Source organism: Streptomyces sp. NPDC004647 (genome assembly GCF_040609575.1).
In the GTDB taxonomy this organism is placed as follows: domain Bacteria; phylum Actinomycetota; class Actinomycetes; order Streptomycetales; family Streptomycetaceae; genus Streptomyces.
In genome coordinates this window covers 1-20,347 of record NZ_JBEXKU010000078.1, presented here as the reverse complement: position 1 = coordinate 20,347, position 20,347 = coordinate 1, and the positions used below count along the sequence as shown (strand labels likewise).

Genomic DNA, 20,347 nt, shown 5'->3' with positions numbered 1-20,347 from the left:
GATCCACTTCGCTTCCGTGATCGGATCGCAACGCGACGAGCGTCGGTCACGTCCTTCTCTGCAAGGAACGGATCGTCGTTGGCGACGCGAGTGACTGTTGTGCTTTAGGCCGATTTGAACACTTTCCGCATGGCTTTGGTTCCGCAGAGTGAATAAGGGGCTCAATAGCAGATCTCGGCTTGACTGGCCCGGATCCGGACACTTGTAATTTCACTCGTGTCGTTCGGCCGTTATCGGTAACGGCAGCATCACGGGGACGCAAAAGACAGACGAGGGGCGCACATGACCGAGCTGTTCCAGCAACTGCTGGTCGAGGAGGCGGACGAGGAGCTCGGGTGGCAGGAGCGCGCACTGTGCGCCCAGACCGATCCTGAGTCGTTCTTCCCGGAGAAGGGCGGATCCACCCGAGAGGCCAAGAAGGTCTGTCTCGCCTGTGAGGTGCGCTCGGAGTGCCTCGAATACGCGCTCGCCAACGACGAGCGGTTCGGTATTTGGGGCGGACTGTCCGAGCGCGAGCGCCGACGACTGAAGAAGGCCGCTGTCTGACCGACCCCTGGTCCTTTCGGTAATCCGAGACAAATTCTCCGGTCCGCCCTCCAGTGCCATCCGCGCGGGAGGCGGACCGCTGTGCACACGGCGGTCAACGGGCAACGCCGAGCCGTTAGTGTTGTGGCCCGTCCGAGATGCCCAACGTCCCATGGGGCGGGAGCGTCCACCGCAGTCCAGCGAACCGGGGCCCGTACCTCGATGTCCGTGCACAGTCAGTCGGCAGCCCAATACGACGCCGCCACACCAGAGTTCCCGCGGCATGTCGTCACCGCAGTACTCGTCTCCCACGACGGCGCCCGCTGGCTGCCCCAGGCACTCTCCGGCCTGATCGGCCAGGAGCGCCCGGTCCAGAACGTCATCGCAGCCGACACCGGCAGCGCCGACGAATCCGCGGCCATCCTCGCCGATGCGCTCGGGGCCGAGCGGGTTCTCCATCTGGCCCGCCGCAGCGGCTTCGGCACCGCCGTCGAGGAAGCGGTCCGCACGGCGCCCGCGCTCGGCCCGGACGATCTGCCCTATCTGAAGCGGCCCAGCGGCTGGGACCCCGTCAGCCGAAGCTGGCGCGACGACGCGTACGACATGCCGGACCTGCCGCACGGCGAGCCCGTCCAGTGGCTGTGGCTGCTGCACGACGACTGCGCGCCCGAGCCCGGCGCACTGGCGGAACTGCTCCGCGTCGCCGACTCCAGCCCCTCCGTCGCGATCGTCGGGCCCAAGCTGCGCAGCTGGTACGACCGCCGGCAGCTGCTCGAGGCGGGCGTCAGCATCGCCAACAGCGGACGCCGCTGGACCGGACTGGAGCGCCGCGAGCAGGACCAGGGCCAGCACGATCAGATCAAGCCCGTCCTCTCCGTCTCCTCCGCCGGGATGCTGATCCGGCGTGATGTGTGGGAGGAGCTGGGCGGCTTTGACCGGCGGCTGCCACTCATGCGCGACGATGTCGACCTGTGCTGGCGCGCCCAGTCCGCCGGGCACCGGGTGCTCATCGCACCGGACGCGGTACTCCGGCACGCCGAGGCGTCCGCGCGCGAGCGCCGCCCCATCGACTGCGTCGGCAGGTTCGTCGCCAACCCGCACCGGGTCGACAAGTCCGGCGCGGTCTACACGATGCTGGTGAACAGCCGCGGCGCCGTACTGCCGTACGTACTGCTGCGGCTCGTGCTCGGCACCCTGCTGCGCACCCTCGCCTATCTGGTCGGCAAGGTGCCCGGCCAGGCGCTCGACGAGGTCGCGGGCCTCTTCGGCGTGCTGCTGCGGCCGGGGAGAATCCTCGCCGCCCGCCGCCGGCGCGGCCGGTCCGAGCTGGAGGCGGCCGAGCTGCGGCCGCTGTTCCCGCCACCCGGCGCGACCGTACGGGCCACCGTGGAGCAGGTCGCGGGCAACTTCGGCGGGCGGTCCGAGCCCGAACTGGCGTCCGGTGGGCGGCACGGCGCGGTCGAGACCGGGCCCGGCGGGGACGACGCCGAGTTCCTGGAGATCGAACAGTTCGCACGGGTCAAGCGGATCGCGCGCAAGCCCGGCCCGGTCCTCTTCCTCGTCCTGATGCTCGTCTCGCTCATCGCCTGCCGTGGGCTGCTGGGTCCGGGCGCGCTGTCCGGCGGTGCGCTGCTTCCGGCTCCCGACGACGCCTCGGACCTGTGGGCCGGTTTCGCCGCCGGGTGGCACCCGGTCGGCGTCGGCGGCACCGACTCGGCACCGCCCTATGTCGCGGTCGTCGCCTCGCTGGCCACGCTGCTGTTCGGCAGCACGGGGCTGGCGATCACCCTGATGCTCGTCTGCTCGGTGCCGCTCGCCGGACTCACCTCCTACTTCGCGTCCCGGCCGCTGGTCGAGTCCCGGCTGCTGCGGGCGTGGGGGAGCGTCGCGTACGCCTTCCTGCCCGCCGCGACCGGCGCGCTCGCCGGAGGCAGGCTGGGCACCGCCGTGCTCGCCGTACTGCTCCCGCTGCTGGCCCGTGCCGGTGTGGCCGCGAACGGGCTGCGGCTCAAGCGCCCCAGTGGCGGAGGAGCGGGCCCGCGGCCGAGCTGGCGCGCCGCCTGGGCGTACGCGCTCCTGCTGACCCTCGCCACCGCCTTCACCCCGATCGTCTGGCCCATCGCGCTCGTCCTGGGCGTGGGTGTCCTCGTACTGCGAGTCCTGGGAGACCGGAAGGGTCACCTGACGGCGTACACGCTGCGCTTCGCCGCGGCGCTCGTGACGCCGATGGTCGTCCTCGCTCCCTGGTCGCTGTCCTTGCTGACCGGACCCTCCGCCTTTCTGCACGAGGTCGGACTGGATTACGCCACCGGAGCCGCCTCCGCCCTCGACCTGACGGCCCTCAGCCCGGGCGGTCCGAACGGCTCCGGCGGGCTGCTGCTGATCGGCGTGGTGCTGGCCGGGTTCGCCGCCCTGCTGCGCGGCGAGCGGCAGCGGACGATCCGTACGGCATGGGTCGTGGCCCTCACCGGCCTGCTGTTCGCGGCCCTGTCCAACGGCTCGGCCTGGGCAGGACCGGCCACCCTCGTCTACGGCATCGCACTGATCGCCGCCGCCGCGGTCGGCGCCGAGGGCGCGCGTGAGCGCGTCGCGGCGATGAGCTTCGGCTGGCGGCAGCCCGTCGGGGCCCTGATCGCCCTCGCGGCCGTCGCGGCCCCGCTGCTCGCCGCCCTCGGCTGGATGATCAGCGGTGCGGACGGCCCGGTCGAGCGCCGCGACCCCGTGCAGGTGCCGCCGTTCGTCGCGGAGGAGAGCAGCACCGCCGACCGCGCCCGCACCCTGGTGATCGGCGGCGAACAGGCCGCCAAGGTCTCGTACACCCTGGTGCGCGGTTCCGGCGCCCGGCTCGGCGACGCCGACCTGGCCGCCGTGACCGGCAGCGACACCCGGCTGGACGACATCGTCGCCAACCTCGTCGCGGGCTCCGGCGCCGACCAGACCAGCCAGCTCGGCAGCTATGCCGTGCGCTATGTGCTCGTACGGGACGGCGCGCCCCGCGAGATGAGCCGGGTGCTGGACGCGACACCCGGCCTCACCCGGCTCAGCCAGGAGGACGGCAGCGCGCTCTGGCGGGTGGACCAGCGGGTCGCCCGGGCCACCGTCGTACCTCCCGCCGGAGCGCAGCAGGCGCAGGGGGGCGGCGAGGCGAGCGCACCGGTGCCGCTGGCCGCCGGGCCCGTCGAGGCGCACGCGGATCTCCCGGACGGTTCCGCAGGACGCGTCCTGCGGATCGCCGACAAGGCCGCGCCCGGCTGGCAGGCCACGCTCGATGGCGAGCCGTTGACGAAGAAGACGGTCGACGGCTGGGCCCAGGGCTTCGAACTGCCCGCAGGCGGCGGCCGGTTGGACCTGACGTACGAGACGCCGGTCACCCGTACCGTGTGGGTCTGGACGCAGGGGCTGCTCGCCGTCGTGCTCCTGGTGCTGGCGCTGCCGGGGCGGCAGCGGGACGTCGACGACGACCTTCCGGAGCAGGAGGCGGTGGCCGTTCCCGCGCAGGCGGTCGAGGGCGAGGGCCGCCGGGCGCGCCGGCTGCGGGCCGCCGCCGAGGCGGAACAGACGACGCGGGGCGGGCAGCCGGGCGTCGACCGGGCGGAGGAGCCCGGGGCCGAACCGGAGGGGGAGCATCCCGAGACGGAGCCGGCGCACGATGCGTACGCGGCGGTGCCGCAGCAGCCGTCGTACGGGGAGTGGGACGCGCAGGCGTACGCCGGCCCCGCGCGGCAGCAGTACCAGGGCACCTATCAGGGCCAGTACCAGGGCGATCCCTCTCCGGCGGACCCGTATCAGGCGGGGCAGTACGCCGAGGGCCGGTACGGGAACGCCCAGTACCCGGAAGGCCAGTATGTGGAAGGTCAGTTCGGGAACGGCCCGTATCCCGAGGGCCGATATCCCGAAGGTCCGTATCCGGAGGGCCAGTACTCCGACGGCCAGTACTCCGACGGCCAGTACCCCGACGGCCAGTACCCGGATCCGTACGGCTACGGCGCCCAGCAGCCCTACGCAGACGGCACCTACCCGCCCCAGGGCGAGACGACGTACGGGGACGGCACCCAGCCCGGCCCCCGCCGCGACGGGAGCGACCCCCAGTGAACCGCACCACCCTGTACCTGATCGGCGCCGCCACGGCGCTTGCCGCCATCACCGGTGTCGCCGCGCTCACCGTCCCGGAAGCCCCGTCGGGCGACGCCTCGGCCACCGCGGCCCGGCTGCCCGTCAAGCGCTCAACGCTGCTCTGCCCCGCGCCCACCACATCGGAGCTCGCCGAGACCACGTACACCTCGTTCACCCCGAAGGGGGAGGTTGCGGGCGCGGCAGAACAGAAGAGCAGTGCCGAACTCCGGCCCGCCGCCCCCGCTTTGGAGGCGGGCGGCCCCGGCAGCGACAAGTCCGGCAAGGAGGACGACAAGGACCGGAAGGGCGGGGAGGCCGAGACACGGGACGTCGAGGAGAAGCCGGTCGTCGCGCTGAAGCAGCCCGGCACCCCCGCCACCGCCACCACGTCCGCATCCGACGCGCCCGCCGTGATCGGCACCGCGGACGGCACCCTCGCACCGGGCTGGGCCGCCCAGCAGACCACGGTGATCGACGCGGGCAACGGGCGCGGCGTCTCCGGCGCGGCCTGCACCGCGCCGGACACGGAGTTCTGGTTCCCGGGCGCGAGCACCGCCAGGGACCGCCAGGACTACGTCCATCTCACCAACCCGGACAATTCCGCGGCGGTCGTCGACCTCGAGATGTACGGCAAGGACGGCATGCTGAAGTCCACGTCCGGGGAGGGGATCACCATCCCGGCTCGGTCCTCCGTCCCGGTGCTGCTGTCCACTCTCACCGCCGAGCCGACGACCAACGTCTCCCTGCACGTGGTAGCCCGCGCGGGCCGCGTCGGCGCCTCGGTCCAGGCATCGGACAACAAGCTCGGCGGCGACTGGCTGCCTGCCGCGGCCGACCCTGCCGGCAGCGCCGTGCTGCCGGGCATCCCCTCGGACGCAAGCTCGGTACGGCTGGTCGCCATGGCCACCGGAGAGGACGACGCCGACCTGAACGTGCGCCTCGCGGGGCCCTCCGGCCGGCTCACCCCGGCGGGGCACGAGTCACTGCATGTGAAGAGCGGTATGACGACGGCCGTGGACCTCGCCGACGTGACCAAGGGGGAGCCCGGGTCTCTGGTGCTGAGCCCCGAGGAGGGAAGCAGTTCCGCCCCGTTCGTGGCGGCGCTGCGCGTCACCCGCGGCAAGGGCGACCGGCAGGAGACGGCCTTCATCCCCGCCACCACGTCGGTCGAGGAGCGCGCGACCGCCGCGGACAACCGCGCCAAGGGCTCGGTCCTGTCCCTGACGGCCGCGGGCAGGACGGCACAGGTGAAGGTGATCTCCTCGGCGGGGAGCGGCGGCGGCAGTGCCACGAGCAAGTCGTACACCGTCAAGGGGGGTACGACGATGACGGTCAGGCCGCAGGTGCCGTCGGGGGTCAAGGGGAACTTCGCGGTCACGGTCGAGAGGGAGTCCGGCGGTCCCGTGCACGCCTCGCGGATGCTCGAACTCCCGCAGGGCGGCGTTCCGATGTTCACGGTCCAGACGCTGCCCGACGACCGGGGGACCGTCGCCGTCCCCGACGCGGAGCAGGACCTGTCGCTGCTGACCGACTGACGCGCACGGGCGGGACAGGCGGGACGGGTGGGACAGACGGACGGGCTGGGCGGGCGGCCTCGCCGGAGCCGGGGCCGCAGCCTCTGGAGCCCGGGCCCCAGTCCTGGGACCCGTGGCCTCAGTCCTGCCCGTACCGCGGATCCACGGACTCCGGTGCCAGGCCCAGCAGTTCGGCGACCTGCTCGACCACGACTTCGTGGACGAGCAGCGCGCGCTCGTCCCGGTTCTTGGTACGGATCTCGACAGGCCGCCGGTAGATCACGATCCGTGCGGGGTGGTCACCCTCCGCCGAGACGAGCCGCCCGAGCGGAACCGTCCCGTCCTCCCAGGAGCCCGCGCCGTCGACCTCGGCGCCGACCGGTGGCGGCACCTCTCGTACGGTGAACTCGACGTCGGACAGCTGCGGCCAGCGCCGTTCCAGCCGGTCGACGGAGTCATGCACAAGATCGACGAATGCCACGGCCCGGGTGACCGACAGCGGAACCTGGGGCGGGGCGATCGGCCCGCGCATGCCGCGTCCGTGGCGGTCACGGCGCCGTGGTCGCGGCTCGGACGGGCGGGGAGGTACGGGGCTGTCCATCACCTCTGAGGGTAGCCGTCCCCTCATCCCCCGCACGCACAGCCGGGGACGGCGCGCGCCATGTCGACACATGACCATTCCGGCCATAATCACGCCCGATTCAGAACGCTTTTGAGATCATGGATCTCAAGACGAATGACACTATTTGGACCGAGTGGTGACCGGATCCATCGTCGCCGCCCCGCGTCGGTCTCCGCCTCCCCGCAGGTCAACCCCATTGTCCGCAGGTCAGGGGTGTGGAGAGGGCCTGGACGACACGGCGGAGTGAGCGCGGGGAGAGTCGTCGCGGCCCGCTCAAGAGTGCGGTACCGTCCAACGCTGTGAGCCCTGTACGTCGCTGTTCGCGCACCGCGTGCGGCCGCCCCGCCGTCGCGACGCTGACGTACGTCTACGCGGACTCGACCGCAGTTCTCGGACCGCTCGCCACCTACGCCGAGCCGCACTGCTACGACCTGTGTGCCGAGCACTCCGAGCGCCTGACCGCCCCGCGCGGCTGGGATGTCGTCCGTCTCGCCATCGACTCCGGCCCCACCCGCCCCAGCAGTGACGACCTCGAGGCGCTCGCCAACGCCGTTCGCGAGGCCGCCCGCCCGCAGAGGCGCGCCGCGGGTGCCGTCGGTCCGAGCGGCCGGGACGCCGATCCCATGGAGGTCGCCCGCCGGGGCCACCTCCGCGTGCTGCGCTCGCCCGAATCCTGAACAGTCCGCCTGCCCGACTTGTCGGCCCCGCGGGTACTGTGCTTCCAGGGGGCCAACCCCGGGGACCGACCGAACTCCAGGAGGCGTACATCGTGCCCGACTTGTCGCAGATCGTGAAGGCTTACGACGTGCGCGGTGTGGTCCCCGATCAGTGGGACGAGCCGCTGGCGGAGCTCTTCGGTGCGGCCTTCGCGCAGGTGACCGGCGCCACCGCGATCGTCGTCGGCCATGACATGAGGCCCTCGTCGCCCGGGCTGTCGCGGGCGTTCGCCCGCGGCGCGGCCGCGCGCGCCGTGGACGTCACCGAGATCGGCCTGTGCTCCACAGACCAGTTGTACTTCGCCAGCGGTCAACTGGGCCTGCCCGGGGCGATGTTCACCGCCAGCCACAACCCCGCCCAGTACAACGGCATCAAGATGTGCCGGGCCGGGGCCGCTCCCGTCGGTCAGGACAGCGGGCTGGCCGAGATCCGGACCCTCGTCGAGCAGTGGGCCGAGACCGGCGCCCCGGAGGCCGCCGCGTCCGCCGGCGCGATCACCCAGCGGGACGTGCTCGCCGACTACGCCGCCCACCTCCGCTCGCTCGTCGACCTCACCGGCATCCGTCCCCTCAAGGCTGTCGTGGACGCGGGCAACGGCATGGGCGGCCACACCGTCCCGACCGTCTTCGACGGACTGCCGATCGACCTCGTACCGATGTACTTCGAGCTGGACGGCACATTCCCCCACCACGAGGCCAACCCCCTCGACCCGAAGAACATCGTCGACCTCCAGGCCAAGGTCCGCGAGACCGGCGCCGACATCGGCCTCGCTTTCGACGGCGACGCCGACCGCTGCTTCGTCGTCGACGAGAACGGCGACCCGGTCAGCCCCTCCGCGATCACCGCCCTGGTCGCCGCCCGCGAGCTGGCCAAGCACGGCGGCGGCTCGGTCATCCACAACCTCATCACCTCCTGGTCCGTCCCCGAGGTCGTCAAGGAGCAGGGCGGCACCCCCGTCCGTACGCGCGTGGGGCACTCGTTCATCAAGGAGGAGATGGCGCGCACCGGCGCGATCTTCGGTGGCGAGCACTCCGCGCACTACTACTTCCGCGACTTCTGGAACGCCGACACCGGCATGCTCGCCGCCCTCCACGTGCTCGCCGCGCTCGGCGGCCAGGACGGCACGCTGTCCGCGCTGGTGGCCCAGTACGACCGCTACGCAGCCTCCGGCGAGATCAACAGCACGGTCGACGACCAGGCGGGCCGGGCCGCCGCGGTCAAGGCGGCGTACGAAGGCCGCAAGGACGCCGAACTCGATGAGCTCGACGGGCTGACCGTCACCACCGCCGACTGGTGGTTCAACCTCCGCGCCTCCAACACCGAGCCCCTGCTCCGGCTGAATGTCGAAGCCCGGGACCGGGCCACCGCCGACAAGATCCGCGACGAGGTCCTCGCCATCGTCCGCGCCTGACCAGCACTTCCGCTGGACCAGGACCCTCCTCACGGAGGCCTGGTGCGGCGGCCGTGCTGCGCCCCGAGGGCGCCCCGGCGGTACGCTGGCCAGGCCGAAATACTCCCCTCGCCCCTGGGTGAGGACGGGTTCACCGAAGGGACATCCCATGCCGCTCGAAGCCGGTCTCCTGGAGATCCTCGCCTGCCCGGCGTGCCACGCACCGCTCCGTGAGGTCTCCGCCGCCGGCACCGGCGCCGACGCAGACACAGACGTAGACGCAGAGGACGGTACGGCCGAGCTGGCGTGCACGGGAGGGGGCTGCGGCCTGGCCTACCCCATCCGCGACGGCATCCCCGTGCTGCTCGTCGACGAGGCACGCCGCCCGGCCTGAGCGGCGACCGGACGGGCCGGGACGGGCCGGGCCCGGAACCTCAGCCGGAGACCGTAAGCCGGAGACCGCAGCCGAAAAGCACAGCCCAACAGCACACAGCCGGACAGCACAGCCGGAACCACCGCCCACCGGCGATCGGAGGCTCCACCCCGATGCTCGACGAGTCGCTGCTCGACGCCCCCGAGTCCCTGGCCCGCGCCGACACCCGTGGCCTGCTGCGCGGCGCCGCCGAATCCGGCGCCAGGGTCCGTACGGCCGCCCGCTCCGCCGCCGAGTCCGGGCTGTCGGACCTCAGGCCCGAGGGCAGGCCGCGTGCCCTGCTCGTGGCCGGCTCGGGCCCGAGCACCGGCGGTATCGCCGACCTGCTGTCCGCCCTCGGCGGCGGCAACATCCCGGTCAGCCTGATCCGGCCGGGTGGCGCTCTGCCCGATCCCGGAGCCCTGCTGTGGACGCTGCCCGGCTGGGCGGGGCCGATGGACCTGCTGCTCATCGTCACCACCGACGGCACCGAGCCGGGCCTGTCGGGGCTCGTCGAACAGGCCTATCGCCGCGGCTGCTCTGTCGTCACGATCACGCCGCCCCATTCACCGCTCACGGACGAGGCCGGAGGCAGGCACGGGCTGGTGGTGCCGCTGGTCCCCGCGCCGTACGAAGAAACCCCCGAGGACCAGCCGCTCCCGACCACCGGCCTGTGGCCCGCCGCGGCGGTCGAGCCCCCCGGAACCTTCTGGGCGCTGCTCACCCCACTGCTGGTCCTCTCCGACCGCCTCGGCCTCTTCCCGGCGGCGCAGCCCGCCATCCAGTCGGTCGCCGACCGCCTGGACCACGCCGCCGAGCGATGTGGTCCGGCCATCGCCACGTACGGCAACCCGGCCAAGACACTCACCGCCGAGCTGGCGGATGCCCTCCCGCTGCTGTGGAGCGAAGGGCCGGCCGCGGGTGCCGTCGCACGCCACTTCTCCCGGGCGCTCGCGGCCGTCGCAGGCCGCCCGGCCCTCGCCGCCGAACTGCCCGACGCCCTGTCCCTGCACGGCACGCTGCTCTCCGGCGTCTTCGCCGCGGGCGCCGACCCGGACGACTTCTTCCGCGACCGTGTCGAGGACCCCCAGGCACTGCACGCGCGCGTGGTGCTGCTCCGCGGGCAGGCCGAGCCCGCGCCCCACTCGGCGATGTCCGCTGCCCGCGAGCTGGCCCTCACTCACGACACTCCCGTCAGCGAACTCGAACCGGCAGGCGGCAGCTCCCTCGAAGCGATCGCGGAACTGCTGGCCGTCACAGATTTCGCTGCCGTTTACCTGGCGCTCGCTTCCGGAGAGAGAGCATGAACAGGCCCGCCCCGTAGCGCAGCTCCCTGCCGCGAGCGGCGACGCGCTCCACCCCTCGTACGCACAGTCAGGAACCGCACACCATGGACCGCCTCGACAACACCGTGCGCCCCTACGCCTGGGGCTCCACGACCGCCATTCCGCAGCTGCTCGGCACCGAGCCGACCGGCGAGCCGCAGGCCGAGCTGTGGATGGGCGCGCATCCCGGGGCGCCGTCCCGCGCAGACCGGGGGAGCGGCCCCGTCGCGCTCTCCGAGCTGATCGAGGCCGATCCCGGTGGCGAGCTCGGCGAGGCCGCGGTCGGCCGTTTCGGCCCCCGGCTGCCGTTCCTGTTCAAGATCCTCGCGGCCGCCGCGCCGCTGTCACTTCAGGTCCACCCCGACCTGGCACAGGCGAAGGCCGGGTTCGCCGACGAGGAGGACCGAGGCGTCCCGATCGACGTGCCGCACCGCAACTACAAGGACGCCAACCACAAGCCCGAGCTGATCTGCGCGCTCACCCCCTTCGACGGGCTGTGCGGCTTCCGGCACGGAGTGGAGGCGGCGGAACTGCTCGCCGGCCTGGACGTCGATTCCCTCAAGCCGTACGTGGACATCCTGCACGCCGGCCCCGAGCCGGACGCGCTGCGTGAGGTCCTCACCGCCGTCCTCACCGCCGACCGCACCGCGATGGCCGAGACGGTCGGCCAGGCCGCCGCGGCCACCGAACGGCTCGCCGACGTCCCGGGGCGGCACCAGGACGCGTACGCCGCGTACGCCTCCGTCGCCCGGCACTACCCCGGGGACCCCGGCGTGATCGCCGCCATGCTGCTGAACCACGTACAGCTGCAGCCCGGTGAGGCGCTCTTCCTCGGCGCGGGCGTGCCGCACGCCTACCTGGGGGGCCTGGGCGTCGAGATCATGGCCAACTCCGACAACGTGCTGCGCTGCGGCCTCACCCCCAAGCACGTCGACGTACCCGAACTCCTGCGCGTCGTCCGCTTCGAGCCGACCACGCCCGATGTACTGCGTCCCGAGGCGCTCGACGGCCAGGAGACGTACGAGACGCCCGTCGACGAGTTCCGGCTGTCCCGCTACGCTCTGGCCGACGGCGGCGAGCCGCGCCGTATCGCGGCCGGGGCGCCGCAGATCCTGCTCTGCACCGCGGGCACCGCCCTGCTGCGTTCCGCGGACGGGGAATTGCGGCTTATGCAGGGTGAGTCCGCTTTCGTCCCGGCGGGCGAGGAGACCGAGCTCTCCGGTGCCGGAACGGTCTTCCGCGCCACGGTGGTGGCCTGACGCGTGCGTCCGCCGGTGCCCAGGCGCGACGCCCGCAGACGAGGCTGCAACAATGTGCCGCCGTACGGGTAAAGGGGGAGTCAAGCTCCCGGGTCGACGGAAGGACACTCGGCACTCATGAGTGCATCAGGCGGAACCAAGGCGATCGTCGCGGCGCTGGGCGCCAACCTGGCCATTGCCGTAGCCAAGTTCGTCGCGTTCGCCTTCAGTGGCTCGTCGTCGATGCTGGCCGAGGGCGTGCACTCGCTCGCCGACTCGGGGAACCAGGGGCTGCTGCTGGTCGGCGGTAAGAAGGCCCAGCGCGAGGCGACTGCCGAGCACCCCTTCGGCTACGGCCGCGAGCGCTATATCTACAGTTTCCTCGTCTCGATCGTGCTGTTCTCGGTCGGCGGCATGTTCGCGATCTATGAGGGCTACGAGAAGATCAAGCACCCGCATGAGATCGAGGACTGGTACTGGCCGATCGGCGTCCTGGTCTTCGCGATCATCGCCGAGACCTTCTCGTTCCGTACGGCCATCAAGGAGTCGAACGAGATCCGCGGCAAGCTGTCGTGGACCCAGTTCGTACGCCGCGCGAAGGCGCCTGAGCTGCCCGTCGTCCTGCTCGAGGACCTGGGCGCGCTGGTCGGCCTGATCCTTGCGCTCGGTGGTGTCAGCCTGGCGCTGGCCACCGGCGACGGCCTCTGGGACGGCATCGGCACCCTGTGCATCGGCGTGCTGCTCATCGTGATCGCGATCGTGCTCGCGGCGGAGACCAAGTCGCTGCTGCTCGGTGAGGCTGCCGGCACGGAGGACGTGGCGAAGATCCGCGAGTCCCTGGTCGACGGCGAGACCGTCACGGGGATCATCCACATGCGCACGCTGCACCTGGGGCCCGAGGAACTGCTCGTGGCTGCCAAGATCGCGGTCCGGCACGACGACACCGCGGCGGATGTCGCTCGGGCCATCGACGCGGCGGAAGCCCGTATCCGCGATGCGGTGCCGATCGCCCGGGTGATCTACCTGGAGCCGGATATTCTCCGTCCCACCGACTGACCGGGCCTCGGCCTCGGCTTCGGCTTCGGCCTCGGGCATGAGCGCGAGCTCAGGGCTGTCGGCGCCTCTCGGGTGGGTTGCAAGGCGCCGAGACTCCGGTACGGGCTCGGGGCAACGTGTGCTGCTCCGCCCGGCGCCTCGGGATGCGCCAGGCGGGCGGCGGGGGACACGGGGGGACACCGACCGGCGTTCGCATCCGCCCGTAGCCCGTAGCCGTGTTCATCTCCGCAAGAGGGTGAGGCCCCGCCGACCGGCGGGGCCTCACCCTTTTGACGCCTTCGGCTACCGAATCCCGTCCAGCACCCGCAGGATCTCCTGCTTACTGTCGGCGGTCATGAGCCGCTCCCTGAAGCCGGGATCCATCAACTTCCGGGACAGCAGCGCGAGGATCCGCAGATGCTCGTCCCCTGCCGCCGCCTCCGGTACGGAGATCATGAAGACCAGCTTCGCCTTGGTGCCGTCCAGCGAGCCCCACTCGATGCCCTCGGCGGAGCGTGCGAAACCGACGACCGGTTCCGTCACCGCGTCCGTCTTGGCGTGCGGAATGGCGATCTCCTCGCCCAGCCCGGTGGTGCCCTGGTCCTCCCGGGCGAAGGCCGCCCGCACCAGCGCCTCGACATCCGCGACTTTGCCGGTCGTGGCCAGCAGGTCCGCCAGCTCACGGATCGCGTCGTCCTTGCTGTCCGCCGAGAACTGCTCCTTCACGGTCTGCTCGGTGAGATAGCCGGACAGCTCCCCACCCTCGGCAGGCGCCTGCGACTCGGCCGCACGCCTTTCGGCCGCGGCTGCGCTTGGGGCGGTCAGGGGGGCCGTACGCGCCGGAGCAGCCGCGGCCGCCGTCACAGCCGCCCCCACAGCGCCCGCACCCACCCCGGCGAGGACCGGTTCTACCGCGAGGGACGGCATGACGGGCTCCGTCTCCTTCGCTACGGCGCCACCGTTGCCGAAGGTCATCAGCGTGACGGTCGTCAGCGCGGTCACCACGGTGCCGATGATGACGGCGATGAAGAACATCGCGACCCCGTCGACCGCACCCAGCACCGCCACGATCGGACCGCCGTGCGGCACATTGCCCTTGACCGCCGCGAGGCCGGCCAGGGCACCGGCGACGGCGCCGCCCAGCATGTTGGCCGGGATGACCCGGGCGGGCCGCGCCGCGGCGAAGGGGATCGCGCCTTCGGTGATGCCGAAGAAGCCCATGAGCAGCGCCGCCAGCCCGGTCTCGCGCTCCTGCTCGTTGAAGAACTTACGGCGGATCAGCGTGGCCAGTCCCTGGCCCAGCGGAGGTACTGGAATGGCCGCGGCACACATACCCATGATCTCGGGGTTCTTGGACACCAGCCCGGCGCCGAACAGGAAGGCCGTCTTGTTGACGGGGCCGCCCATATCGAAGGCGATCATGAGGCCGAGGATGATGCCGAGCAGGGCCGCACTGGTGCCGGTGAGGCCCCCCAGCCAGCTGGTGAGGTGCTCGAACACCCAGGAGATCGGCTCGCCGATGACATAGATGAAGAACAGGCCAAGCGCCGTGGTCGCGACGATTGGGATCACGATGATCGGCATGATCGGCCGAACGAACTTCGGGACCTCGATCTTCTTGATCCACAAGACCAGATAGCCGGCGAGGAAGCCGGTGACGATGGCACCGATGAACCCGGCGCCCGACTTGGAGTCGTACAGCGCGCCGGTGTTCGCGATCCAGCCGCCGATCATGCCCGGCACCAGCGCGGGCCGGTCACCGATGGCGTAGGCGATATAGCCGGAGAGGATCGGGACCATCAGCGTGAAGCCGATGACACCGATGTCGTTCACATGTTTCCAGAACGAGCCGTCCGGGATGACCAGACCGCCGTCGGCCTGCGGCGTGCCGCCGAGCGCGAGGCTGACCGCGATCAGCAGACCGCCGACCACGACGAACGGGATCATGTACGAGACGCCGTTCATCAGCGCCTTGTATCCGACGCTCCGTTCCTTGCCGCCTCCGGCGCCCGCGGCCGAGCCGGTGGAGGCCGACCCGCCGGAGCCCGAGGATCCGTCGTCGCCCCGGTGCACCGGCGCGCTGTGCACCAGCTCGATCAGCTGCTCAGGGTGGTGGATGCCTTCGGCGACTCCGACGACGAGCACCCTCTTGCCCACGAAGCGGCTGCGGTCGACATCCTTGTCGGCCGCGATGATGATGCCGTCCGCCTGTCTGACATCGTTGTCAGACAGTACGTTTTCAGCCCCGATCGAGCCTTGTGTCTCCACCTTCATACGGTGGCCGAGCGCTTCCGCGGCCTGAGCCAGCTTCTCTGCGGCCATGTAGGTGTGGGCGATGCCGGTCGGACAGGCGGTCACTGCGAGCAGCTTCAGCCCTTGCCCGCTCTGCCCCGCAGCCCTCGGGGGATCAGCTGGACTGGTCACGTGGTTCTCTCCTTACGGCTCTGCGCGCGAGTCGTGCATGTGTTCCCGCGCCTGCCGCATCCTGCACCACCCGGTGACCGCATCGGAAGCCACGGGAGCCGCTCGGCTTCGAGGACCGGCCGGTCCTGTACCGAACGACGGAGGCGGGCTGGGGCCGTCAGGTCGATCGGTGTAGATTCGTGACCAACAGACGTCGCTGCTGATGGCGGTCGGGCGGTCCGCCTCGCGGACCGGCCGAGGGAGAGAGGGCCTCCGACGGACTGCGCTGCGCCTGGGGGACACGTGTGTCCACTGCCGCAGACCAGCCGTATCCACTCTTGCCCGATCCACGAGGAGCAGCCCGTATGACGACAGCCGCCACCGGTCAGGACTTCAAGGTCGCCGACCTGTCGCTGGCCGCCTTCGGCCGCAAGGAGATCACCCTCGCCGAGCACGAGATGCCCGGTCTGATGGCGATCCGCAAGGAGTACGCCGCCGCCCAGCCCCTGGCCGGCGCCCGTATCACCGGCTCGCTGCACATGACCGTGCAGACCGCCGTGCTCATCGAGACCCTCGCCGACCTGGGCGCCGACGTGCGCTGGGCGTCCTGCAACATCTTCTCGACCCAGGACCACGCGGCCGCCGCGGTGGCGGTCGGCCGGGACGGCACCCCGGAGAACCCCCAGGGCATCCCGGTCTACGCCTGGAAGGGCGAGACGCTGGAGGAGTACTGGTGGTGCACGGAGCAGGCGCTGACCTGGCCGAACAGCCCCACCGGCGGGCCCAACATGATCCTCGACGACGGCGGCGACGCCACCCTCCTGGTCCACAAGGGCGTCGAGTACGAGAAGGCCGGAGCCGCGCCGGACCCGTCCACCGCGGACAGCGACGAGCACCGCGTCGTCCTGCAGCTGCTGAACCGCACCCTCGGCGAGAACCCGCAGAAGTGGACGCAGCTGTCCTCCGAGATCCGCGGTGTCACCGAGGAGACCACCACCGGGGTCCACCGCCTGTACGAAATGCACCAGGCCGGTTCGCTGCTCTTCCCGGCGATCAACGTCAACGACGCCGTGACCAAGTCGAAGTTCGACAACAAGTACGGCTGCCGGCACTCCCTGGTGGACGGCATCAACCGCGCCACCGACGTCCTCATCGGTGGCAAGGTCGCGGTCATCTGCGGCTACGGCGACGTCGGCAAGGGCTGCGCCGAGTCGCTCCGCGGCCAGGGCGCCCGGGTCATCATCACCGAGATCGACCCGATCTGCGCCCTCCAGGCCGCGATGGACGGCTACCAGGTCAGCACCCTCGAGGACGTCGTCGACACCGCCGACATCTTCATCACCACGACCGGCAACAAGGACATCATCATGGCCGCCGACATGGCCAGGATGAAGCACCAGGCCATCGTCGGGAACATCGGCCACTTCGACAACGAGATCGACATCACGGGTCTCTCGAAGATTCCGGGCGTCGTCCGGGACGAGGTCAAGCCGCAGGTCCACACCTGGACCTTCGCCGACGGCAAGAAGATCATCGTGCTGTCCGAGGGGCGTCTGCTGAACCTGGGCAACGCCACCGGTCACCCCTCGTTCGTGATGTCCAACTCCTTCGCGAACCAGACCATCGCCCAGATCGAGCTGTTCACCAAGCCCGAGTCCTACCCGACCGACGTCTATGTGCTGCCCAAGCACCTCGACGAAAAGGTCGCCCGTCTCCACCTCGACGCGCTCGGGGTGAAGCTCACCACGCTCCGCCCGGAGCAGGCCGCCTACATCGGTGTCCCGGTGGAGGGCCCGTACAAGCCCGACCACTACCGCTACTGACAGCACCGACCAGACGATGAGCCCGGGCCCCCGCCATCCGCGGGGGCCCGGCCCGTCAAGGACGCCACCATGCCCCGCGGCCGCTACTCGCTCCACGACACGCACGACCACACCCCCCTCGCGGAAGAGCACTTCCACTGCGCCCCCGGCCCCTCCGGCTGGCGCTATGTCTCCCAGCTCACCGCCCCCTCAGGCGATCATTCCGGCTCCGTCGACCTCACCATCGACGAACTCGGCCGCCCCATCCGCCTGGAGCTCCACGCCTCGAGCTGGCAGGTCCGCGGTGCCGCCCTCGAAGGCGTCACCTGGGTCCGTACGGACCCCACCGGCGCTCACGCCACAGAAGGCAATGTCCGCGCCCACTCCTTCACCGGTGTCTCCCCCGCATTTCTCGTGGCCACGGCCCGCCTGCTGCGCCTCGCCCCAGGCTCACCCGCCACCCGCGTCCGCCTCGTCGCCTTCACCAGCCCCGTGCTGGCCCCCCGTACGCTCGACCAGTCCTGGGCCTTGCTGAAGAGCGAAACACACGCCACTGACAACGGCCCGCTGCTGGTGGACGAATACCAGGTCAGCGACCTGGATACGGGCGAGCAGCACGCCGTGCACATCGCCGGGGACGTGGTCCTGGCAGCACCCGGCATCGAACTCGAGGACCTCGAGTCCCCACCCTCGACGTTCACCTGAGCCACTGCCGGACCCTGCCGCGCGGCCACCGCGACAGCGACTGGCTAGGCAGGCGGTACGAACCCCGTCGGCGTTCCGGCGGAAGGCGTCTCAGCAGCAGGGTCCGGCTGGACCGCCCCTGCCGGATGAGCGGCCGAAGGTCCGGGAGCCTCCGGCCCCAGCTGCACCGGCACCGACGCCGCTCCGGGAGCCACGTGGTGCCCCGCCCCGGCCCGCCCGACCGGCCCGACCGGCTCGGCCCATACGGTGGCCGCCCCTCCCACGTGCCCGGGCATCCCGTCCGCACCCGGCACGTGGTCCGTACCGTGCACGCCGCCGAACGCCCGCTGCGCGTCCCGCGCCTGCCGCTCGCCCGCGACCCCCGCCAGATAGACCGCCGGCGGCACTCCCTCCGGCACCGGCGCACCCGTGCACGCCGCCACATCGCCCGCCAGCCGCTCCGCCAAGGTCCAGCTCACCTGCGAGTCGAGCTGCCCCATCCGGGTCAGATACTGCCGCACCGCCAGCCACAGCCCCTCCGGCACGCGCGACAGGTCCAGTCCCCCGAACTGTCCGGCCAGCCACGGTGGCGGAGGCGGTATCCGCACCCCCCGCGACGCCGGTATCCGCTCCCGCACGACCAGAGTCCCGGCGAACACATCGCCGAGCCTCCGCCCGCGCGCTGACACCAGCGACGCGAGCACCGCGACGACTCCGAAGGTCATCAGGATCTCGACCATCCCCATGGCTCCGCGCACCAGAGCGTGCCGGAAGCGGATCGGCCCCCCGTCGTCCCGTACGACGCGCAGCCCGCACGCCAGCTTCCCCAGCGACCGCCCATGGCTGAGTGTCTCCACCGCGATCGGCACCCCGACCAGCACCAGCACGAACGTCGCCACCGCCACCGCCGCACGCGCCGCCGTGTCCAGAGACGCAGTGCCGGCGATCAGCGCCAACGACACCGCGATGTAGACGGCCCAGATCACCAGCAGGTCGATGAAGACGGCCAGGGCGCGGCTCGGAAACTTCGCGTGCCGCAGCCCCAGTACGACCGCCTCACCTGTCACCAGCTCGCTCACGTGCGGTGTCCTCCCTCTTCGGGGGCTCGGCACGCCGGCCCCGTACGCCCGTACGACCAGTCTGCCGTCGACCGTCCCCCGTCTGCCAAGCTGAGTCCGCATCCGTACGGCCCGAACCACCTACGCAGTACGTACGCATGACGCCGATGCCTGCGAGGAGCAGCCCATGGACCTCGACGTGTTCGTCGCCGCCCACCGAGCCGAATGGGACCGTCTGGACACGTTGCTGCGCCGCCGGCGCCGGCTGACAGGCGCGGAAGCCGACGAACTCGTCGCCCTCTACCAGCACACCGCCACCCATCTCTCGCTGATCCAGTCCAGTGCCCCCGACCCGCAGCTGACCGGCCGGCTCACCCAGCTCGTGGCGCGAGCCCGCAGCGCCGTGACAGGCGCCCGCAAGGCGAGCTGGCGGGACGCCATCCGGTTCCTCTCGTCGGGTTTCCCCGCCGCGCTGTACCGGACACGCCGATGGTGGGTCTCGACCGCCCTTGTCTCCACAGCGCTCGCCGTCCTGATCGGCTGGTGGATCAGTACGCACCCGGAGGTCCAGTCGTCGATCGCCGCCCCTGAGGAGCTGCGCCGGCTCACCCGCCCCGGCGGAGAGTACGAGACGTACTACTCGAGCCACGCCGCCGCGTCCTTCGCCGCCCAGGTCTGGACGAACAACGCCCAGGTCGCCGCGGTCTGCCTGGTCCTCGGCGCCTTCCTCGGGCTCCCGGTCCTGTGGGTGATCTTCCAGAACATGCTCAACCTCGGAGTCGGGCTGGGCCTGATGTCCTCCGTGGGCCGGCTCGATACCTTCCTCGGCCTGATCCTGCCGCACGGCCTCCTGGAACTCACCGCGGTATTCGTCGCCGCCGGCACCGGCCTCCGTCTCGGCTGGACCGTGATCGATCCGGGCCCGCGCCCCCGTCGTGCCGCCCTCGCCCAGGAAGGGCGGGCGGCGATCGGCATGGCCATAGGGCTGGCCGTGGTGCTCTTCGTGTCGGGCGCGATCGAGGGGTTCGTAACCCCCTCCGGCCTCCCGCCCTGGGCCAGGATCACCATCGGTGTCGTAGCTGAAGTGGTGTTCCTGCTGTACGTCTACGTCCTGGGCCGCCGTGCCGCCCGCGCGGGGGAGACCGGCGATGTGGAAGCGGCGGACCGCAGCGCGGAGCTCCCCATCGCGGCGTGATGTGCGTCGGACGACTCCGACCTGCTACTGTCCACTTCGCCCCGCGACACCCGTTGACATGGGTGGAGCAGGGAGGTAGATTCGACTGGTTGCGACGAACTGGACAGGTTCGACCGCAGGGACATAGAATCCACTCCGCTCCACTCGGAATTCCAATTCCGGGGGAGCGTCTCCGAAAAGTCATCGGGAACGTCAAGCCGATCAAGTCGGCCGAACGAGTCTGATAAAGTCGGGGAAGCCGAAAGGCAAAAGGCCTTCCAACGGCCACCAGAAACGAATTCGGACCGGAAACGGTGTGAAGAAAAGGTCTGGTA

General features: G+C 71.2%; 15 protein-coding genes. 12 read left to right on the top strand and 3 right to left on the bottom strand.

Annotated features, from left to right (window positions below):
- The first annotated feature begins 282 nt into the window (after positions 1 to 282).
- The 3 genes from ABZW18_RS27620 to ABZW18_RS27610 all read left to right on the top strand — a co-directional run bounded on the left by ABZW18_RS27620 (position 283) and on the right by ABZW18_RS27610 (position 6,173).
- On the top strand, positions 283 to 546 hold the full coding sequence (locus ABZW18_RS27620; protein WP_004952403.1) for a WhiB family transcriptional regulator: 264 nt from the start codon (positions 283 to 285) through the stop codon (positions 544 to 546).
- Between the two features lie 201 nt (positions 547 to 747).
- Positions 748 to 4,617: a glycosyltransferase gene (locus ABZW18_RS27615; RefSeq protein ID WP_356192368.1), complete on the top strand. Its 3,870-nt coding sequence runs from the start codon at positions 748 to 750 to the stop codon at positions 4,615 to 4,617.
- Positions 4,614 to 6,173 (top strand): DUF5719 family protein, encoded by a 1,560-nt coding sequence (locus ABZW18_RS27610; RefSeq protein WP_356192365.1) that lies wholly within the window; start codon positions 4,614 to 4,616, stop codon positions 6,171 to 6,173. The genes ABZW18_RS27615 and ABZW18_RS27610 overlap by 4 nt, the downstream gene beginning before the upstream one ends.
- A gap of 118 nt (positions 6,174 to 6,291) precedes the next feature.
- Here ABZW18_RS27610 and ABZW18_RS27605 read toward each other — a convergent pair whose 3' ends face one another.
- On the bottom strand, positions 6,292 to 6,753 hold the full coding sequence (locus tag ABZW18_RS27605) for a metallopeptidase family protein (protein ID WP_356192362.1): 462 nt from the start codon (positions 6,751 to 6,753) through the stop codon (positions 6,292 to 6,294).
- A gap of 236 nt (positions 6,754 to 6,989) precedes the next feature.
- On the opposite strand from ABZW18_RS27605, the gene ABZW18_RS27600 reads away from it, so the two are divergent.
- The 6 genes from ABZW18_RS27600 (at position 6,990) to ABZW18_RS27575 (ending at position 12,912) form a co-directional block, all read left to right on the top strand.
- The gene (locus ABZW18_RS27600; protein WP_356192359.1) at positions 6,990 to 7,451 is read left to right on the top strand and encodes a DUF3499 domain-containing protein; all 462 of its coding nucleotides are present in this window, start codon (positions 6,990 to 6,992) and stop codon (positions 7,449 to 7,451) included.
- 92 nt (positions 7,452 to 7,543) lie between these two features.
- The gene (locus tag ABZW18_RS27595) at positions 7,544 to 8,902 is read left to right on the top strand and encodes a phosphomannomutase/phosphoglucomutase (protein WP_356192356.1); all 1,359 of its coding nucleotides are present in this window, start codon (positions 7,544 to 7,546) and stop codon (positions 8,900 to 8,902) included.
- A gap of 148 nt (positions 8,903 to 9,050) precedes the next feature.
- A complete protein-coding gene (locus ABZW18_RS27590; protein WP_356192353.1) occupies positions 9,051 to 9,275 on the top strand; it encodes a Trm112 family protein in 225 nt (74 codons plus the stop codon).
- Between the two features lie 152 nt (positions 9,276 to 9,427).
- Positions 9,428 to 10,600 (top strand): SIS domain-containing protein, encoded by a 1,173-nt coding sequence (locus ABZW18_RS27585; protein ID WP_356192350.1) that lies wholly within the window; start codon positions 9,428 to 9,430, stop codon positions 10,598 to 10,600.
- Between the two features lie 83 nt (positions 10,601 to 10,683).
- Entirely contained in the window at positions 10,684 to 11,877 is a 1,194-nt protein-coding gene (gene manA, locus ABZW18_RS27580) for a mannose-6-phosphate isomerase, class I (protein ID WP_356192348.1), read from the top strand.
- A gap of 117 nt (positions 11,878 to 11,994) precedes the next feature.
- On the top strand, positions 11,995 to 12,912 hold the full coding sequence (locus ABZW18_RS27575) for a cation diffusion facilitator family transporter (protein WP_356192346.1): 918 nt from the start codon (positions 11,995 to 11,997) through the stop codon (positions 12,910 to 12,912).
- A gap of 282 nt (positions 12,913 to 13,194) precedes the next feature.
- On the opposite strand, the gene ABZW18_RS27570 is transcribed toward ABZW18_RS27575, so the two are convergent.
- A complete protein-coding gene (locus ABZW18_RS27570; protein WP_356192344.1) occupies positions 13,195 to 15,315 on the bottom strand; it encodes a fructose-specific PTS transporter subunit EIIC in 2,121 nt (706 codons plus the stop codon).
- Positions 15,316 to 15,659: 344 nt separating this feature from the next.
- On the opposite strand from ABZW18_RS27570, the gene ahcY reads away from it, so the two are divergent.
- Positions 15,660 to 17,117, top strand: coding sequence for an adenosylhomocysteinase (gene ahcY, locus ABZW18_RS27565; protein ID WP_356192342.1), 1,458 nt, complete (start codon positions 15,660 to 15,662; stop codon positions 17,115 to 17,117).
- A gap of 69 nt (positions 17,118 to 17,186) precedes the next feature.
- On the top strand, positions 17,187 to 17,801 hold the full coding sequence (locus tag ABZW18_RS27560) for a hypothetical protein (RefSeq protein ID WP_356192340.1): 615 nt from the start codon (positions 17,187 to 17,189) through the stop codon (positions 17,799 to 17,801).
- Between the two features lie 44 nt (positions 17,802 to 17,845).
- Here ABZW18_RS27560 and ABZW18_RS27555 read toward each other — a convergent pair whose 3' ends face one another.
- The gene (locus tag ABZW18_RS27555; protein WP_356192337.1) at positions 17,846 to 18,859 is read right to left on the bottom strand and encodes an RDD family protein; all 1,014 of its coding nucleotides are present in this window, start codon (positions 18,857 to 18,859) and stop codon (positions 17,846 to 17,848) included.
- 166 nt (positions 18,860 to 19,025) lie between these two features.
- Between ABZW18_RS27555 and ABZW18_RS27550 the strand changes: the two genes are divergently transcribed.
- The gene (locus ABZW18_RS27550; RefSeq protein ID WP_356192335.1) at positions 19,026 to 20,033 is read left to right on the top strand and encodes a stage II sporulation protein M; all 1,008 of its coding nucleotides are present in this window, start codon (positions 19,026 to 19,028) and stop codon (positions 20,031 to 20,033) included.
- Positions 20,034 to 20,347: the final 314 nt, after the last annotated feature.

Coding starts and splice junctions, on each gene's coding strand:
- ABZW18_RS27620 (WP_004952403.1), top strand. CDS start 283: ATGACCGAGCTGTTCCAGCAACTGCTGGTCGAGGAGGCGGACGAGGAG.
- ABZW18_RS27615 (WP_356192368.1), top strand. CDS start 748: ATGTCCGTGCACAGTCAGTCGGCAGCCCAATACGACGCCGCCACACCA.
- ABZW18_RS27605 (WP_356192362.1), bottom strand. CDS start 6,753: ATGGACAGCCCCGTACCTCCCCGCCCGTCCGAGCCGCGACCACGGCGC.
- ABZW18_RS27590 (WP_356192353.1), top strand. CDS start 9,051: ATGCCGCTCGAAGCCGGTCTCCTGGAGATCCTCGCCTGCCCGGCGTGC.
- ABZW18_RS27585 (WP_356192350.1), top strand. CDS start 9,428: ATGCTCGACGAGTCGCTGCTCGACGCCCCCGAGTCCCTGGCCCGCGCC.
- manA (WP_356192348.1), top strand. CDS start 10,684: ATGGACCGCCTCGACAACACCGTGCGCCCCTACGCCTGGGGCTCCACG.
- ABZW18_RS27575 (WP_356192346.1), top strand. CDS start 11,995: ATGAGTGCATCAGGCGGAACCAAGGCGATCGTCGCGGCGCTGGGCGCC.
- ahcY (WP_356192342.1), top strand. CDS start 15,660: ATGACGACAGCCGCCACCGGTCAGGACTTCAAGGTCGCCGACCTGTCG.
- ABZW18_RS27560 (WP_356192340.1), top strand. CDS start 17,187: ATGCCCCGCGGCCGCTACTCGCTCCACGACACGCACGACCACACCCCC.
- ABZW18_RS27550 (WP_356192335.1), top strand. CDS start 19,026: ATGGACCTCGACGTGTTCGTCGCCGCCCACCGAGCCGAATGGGACCGT.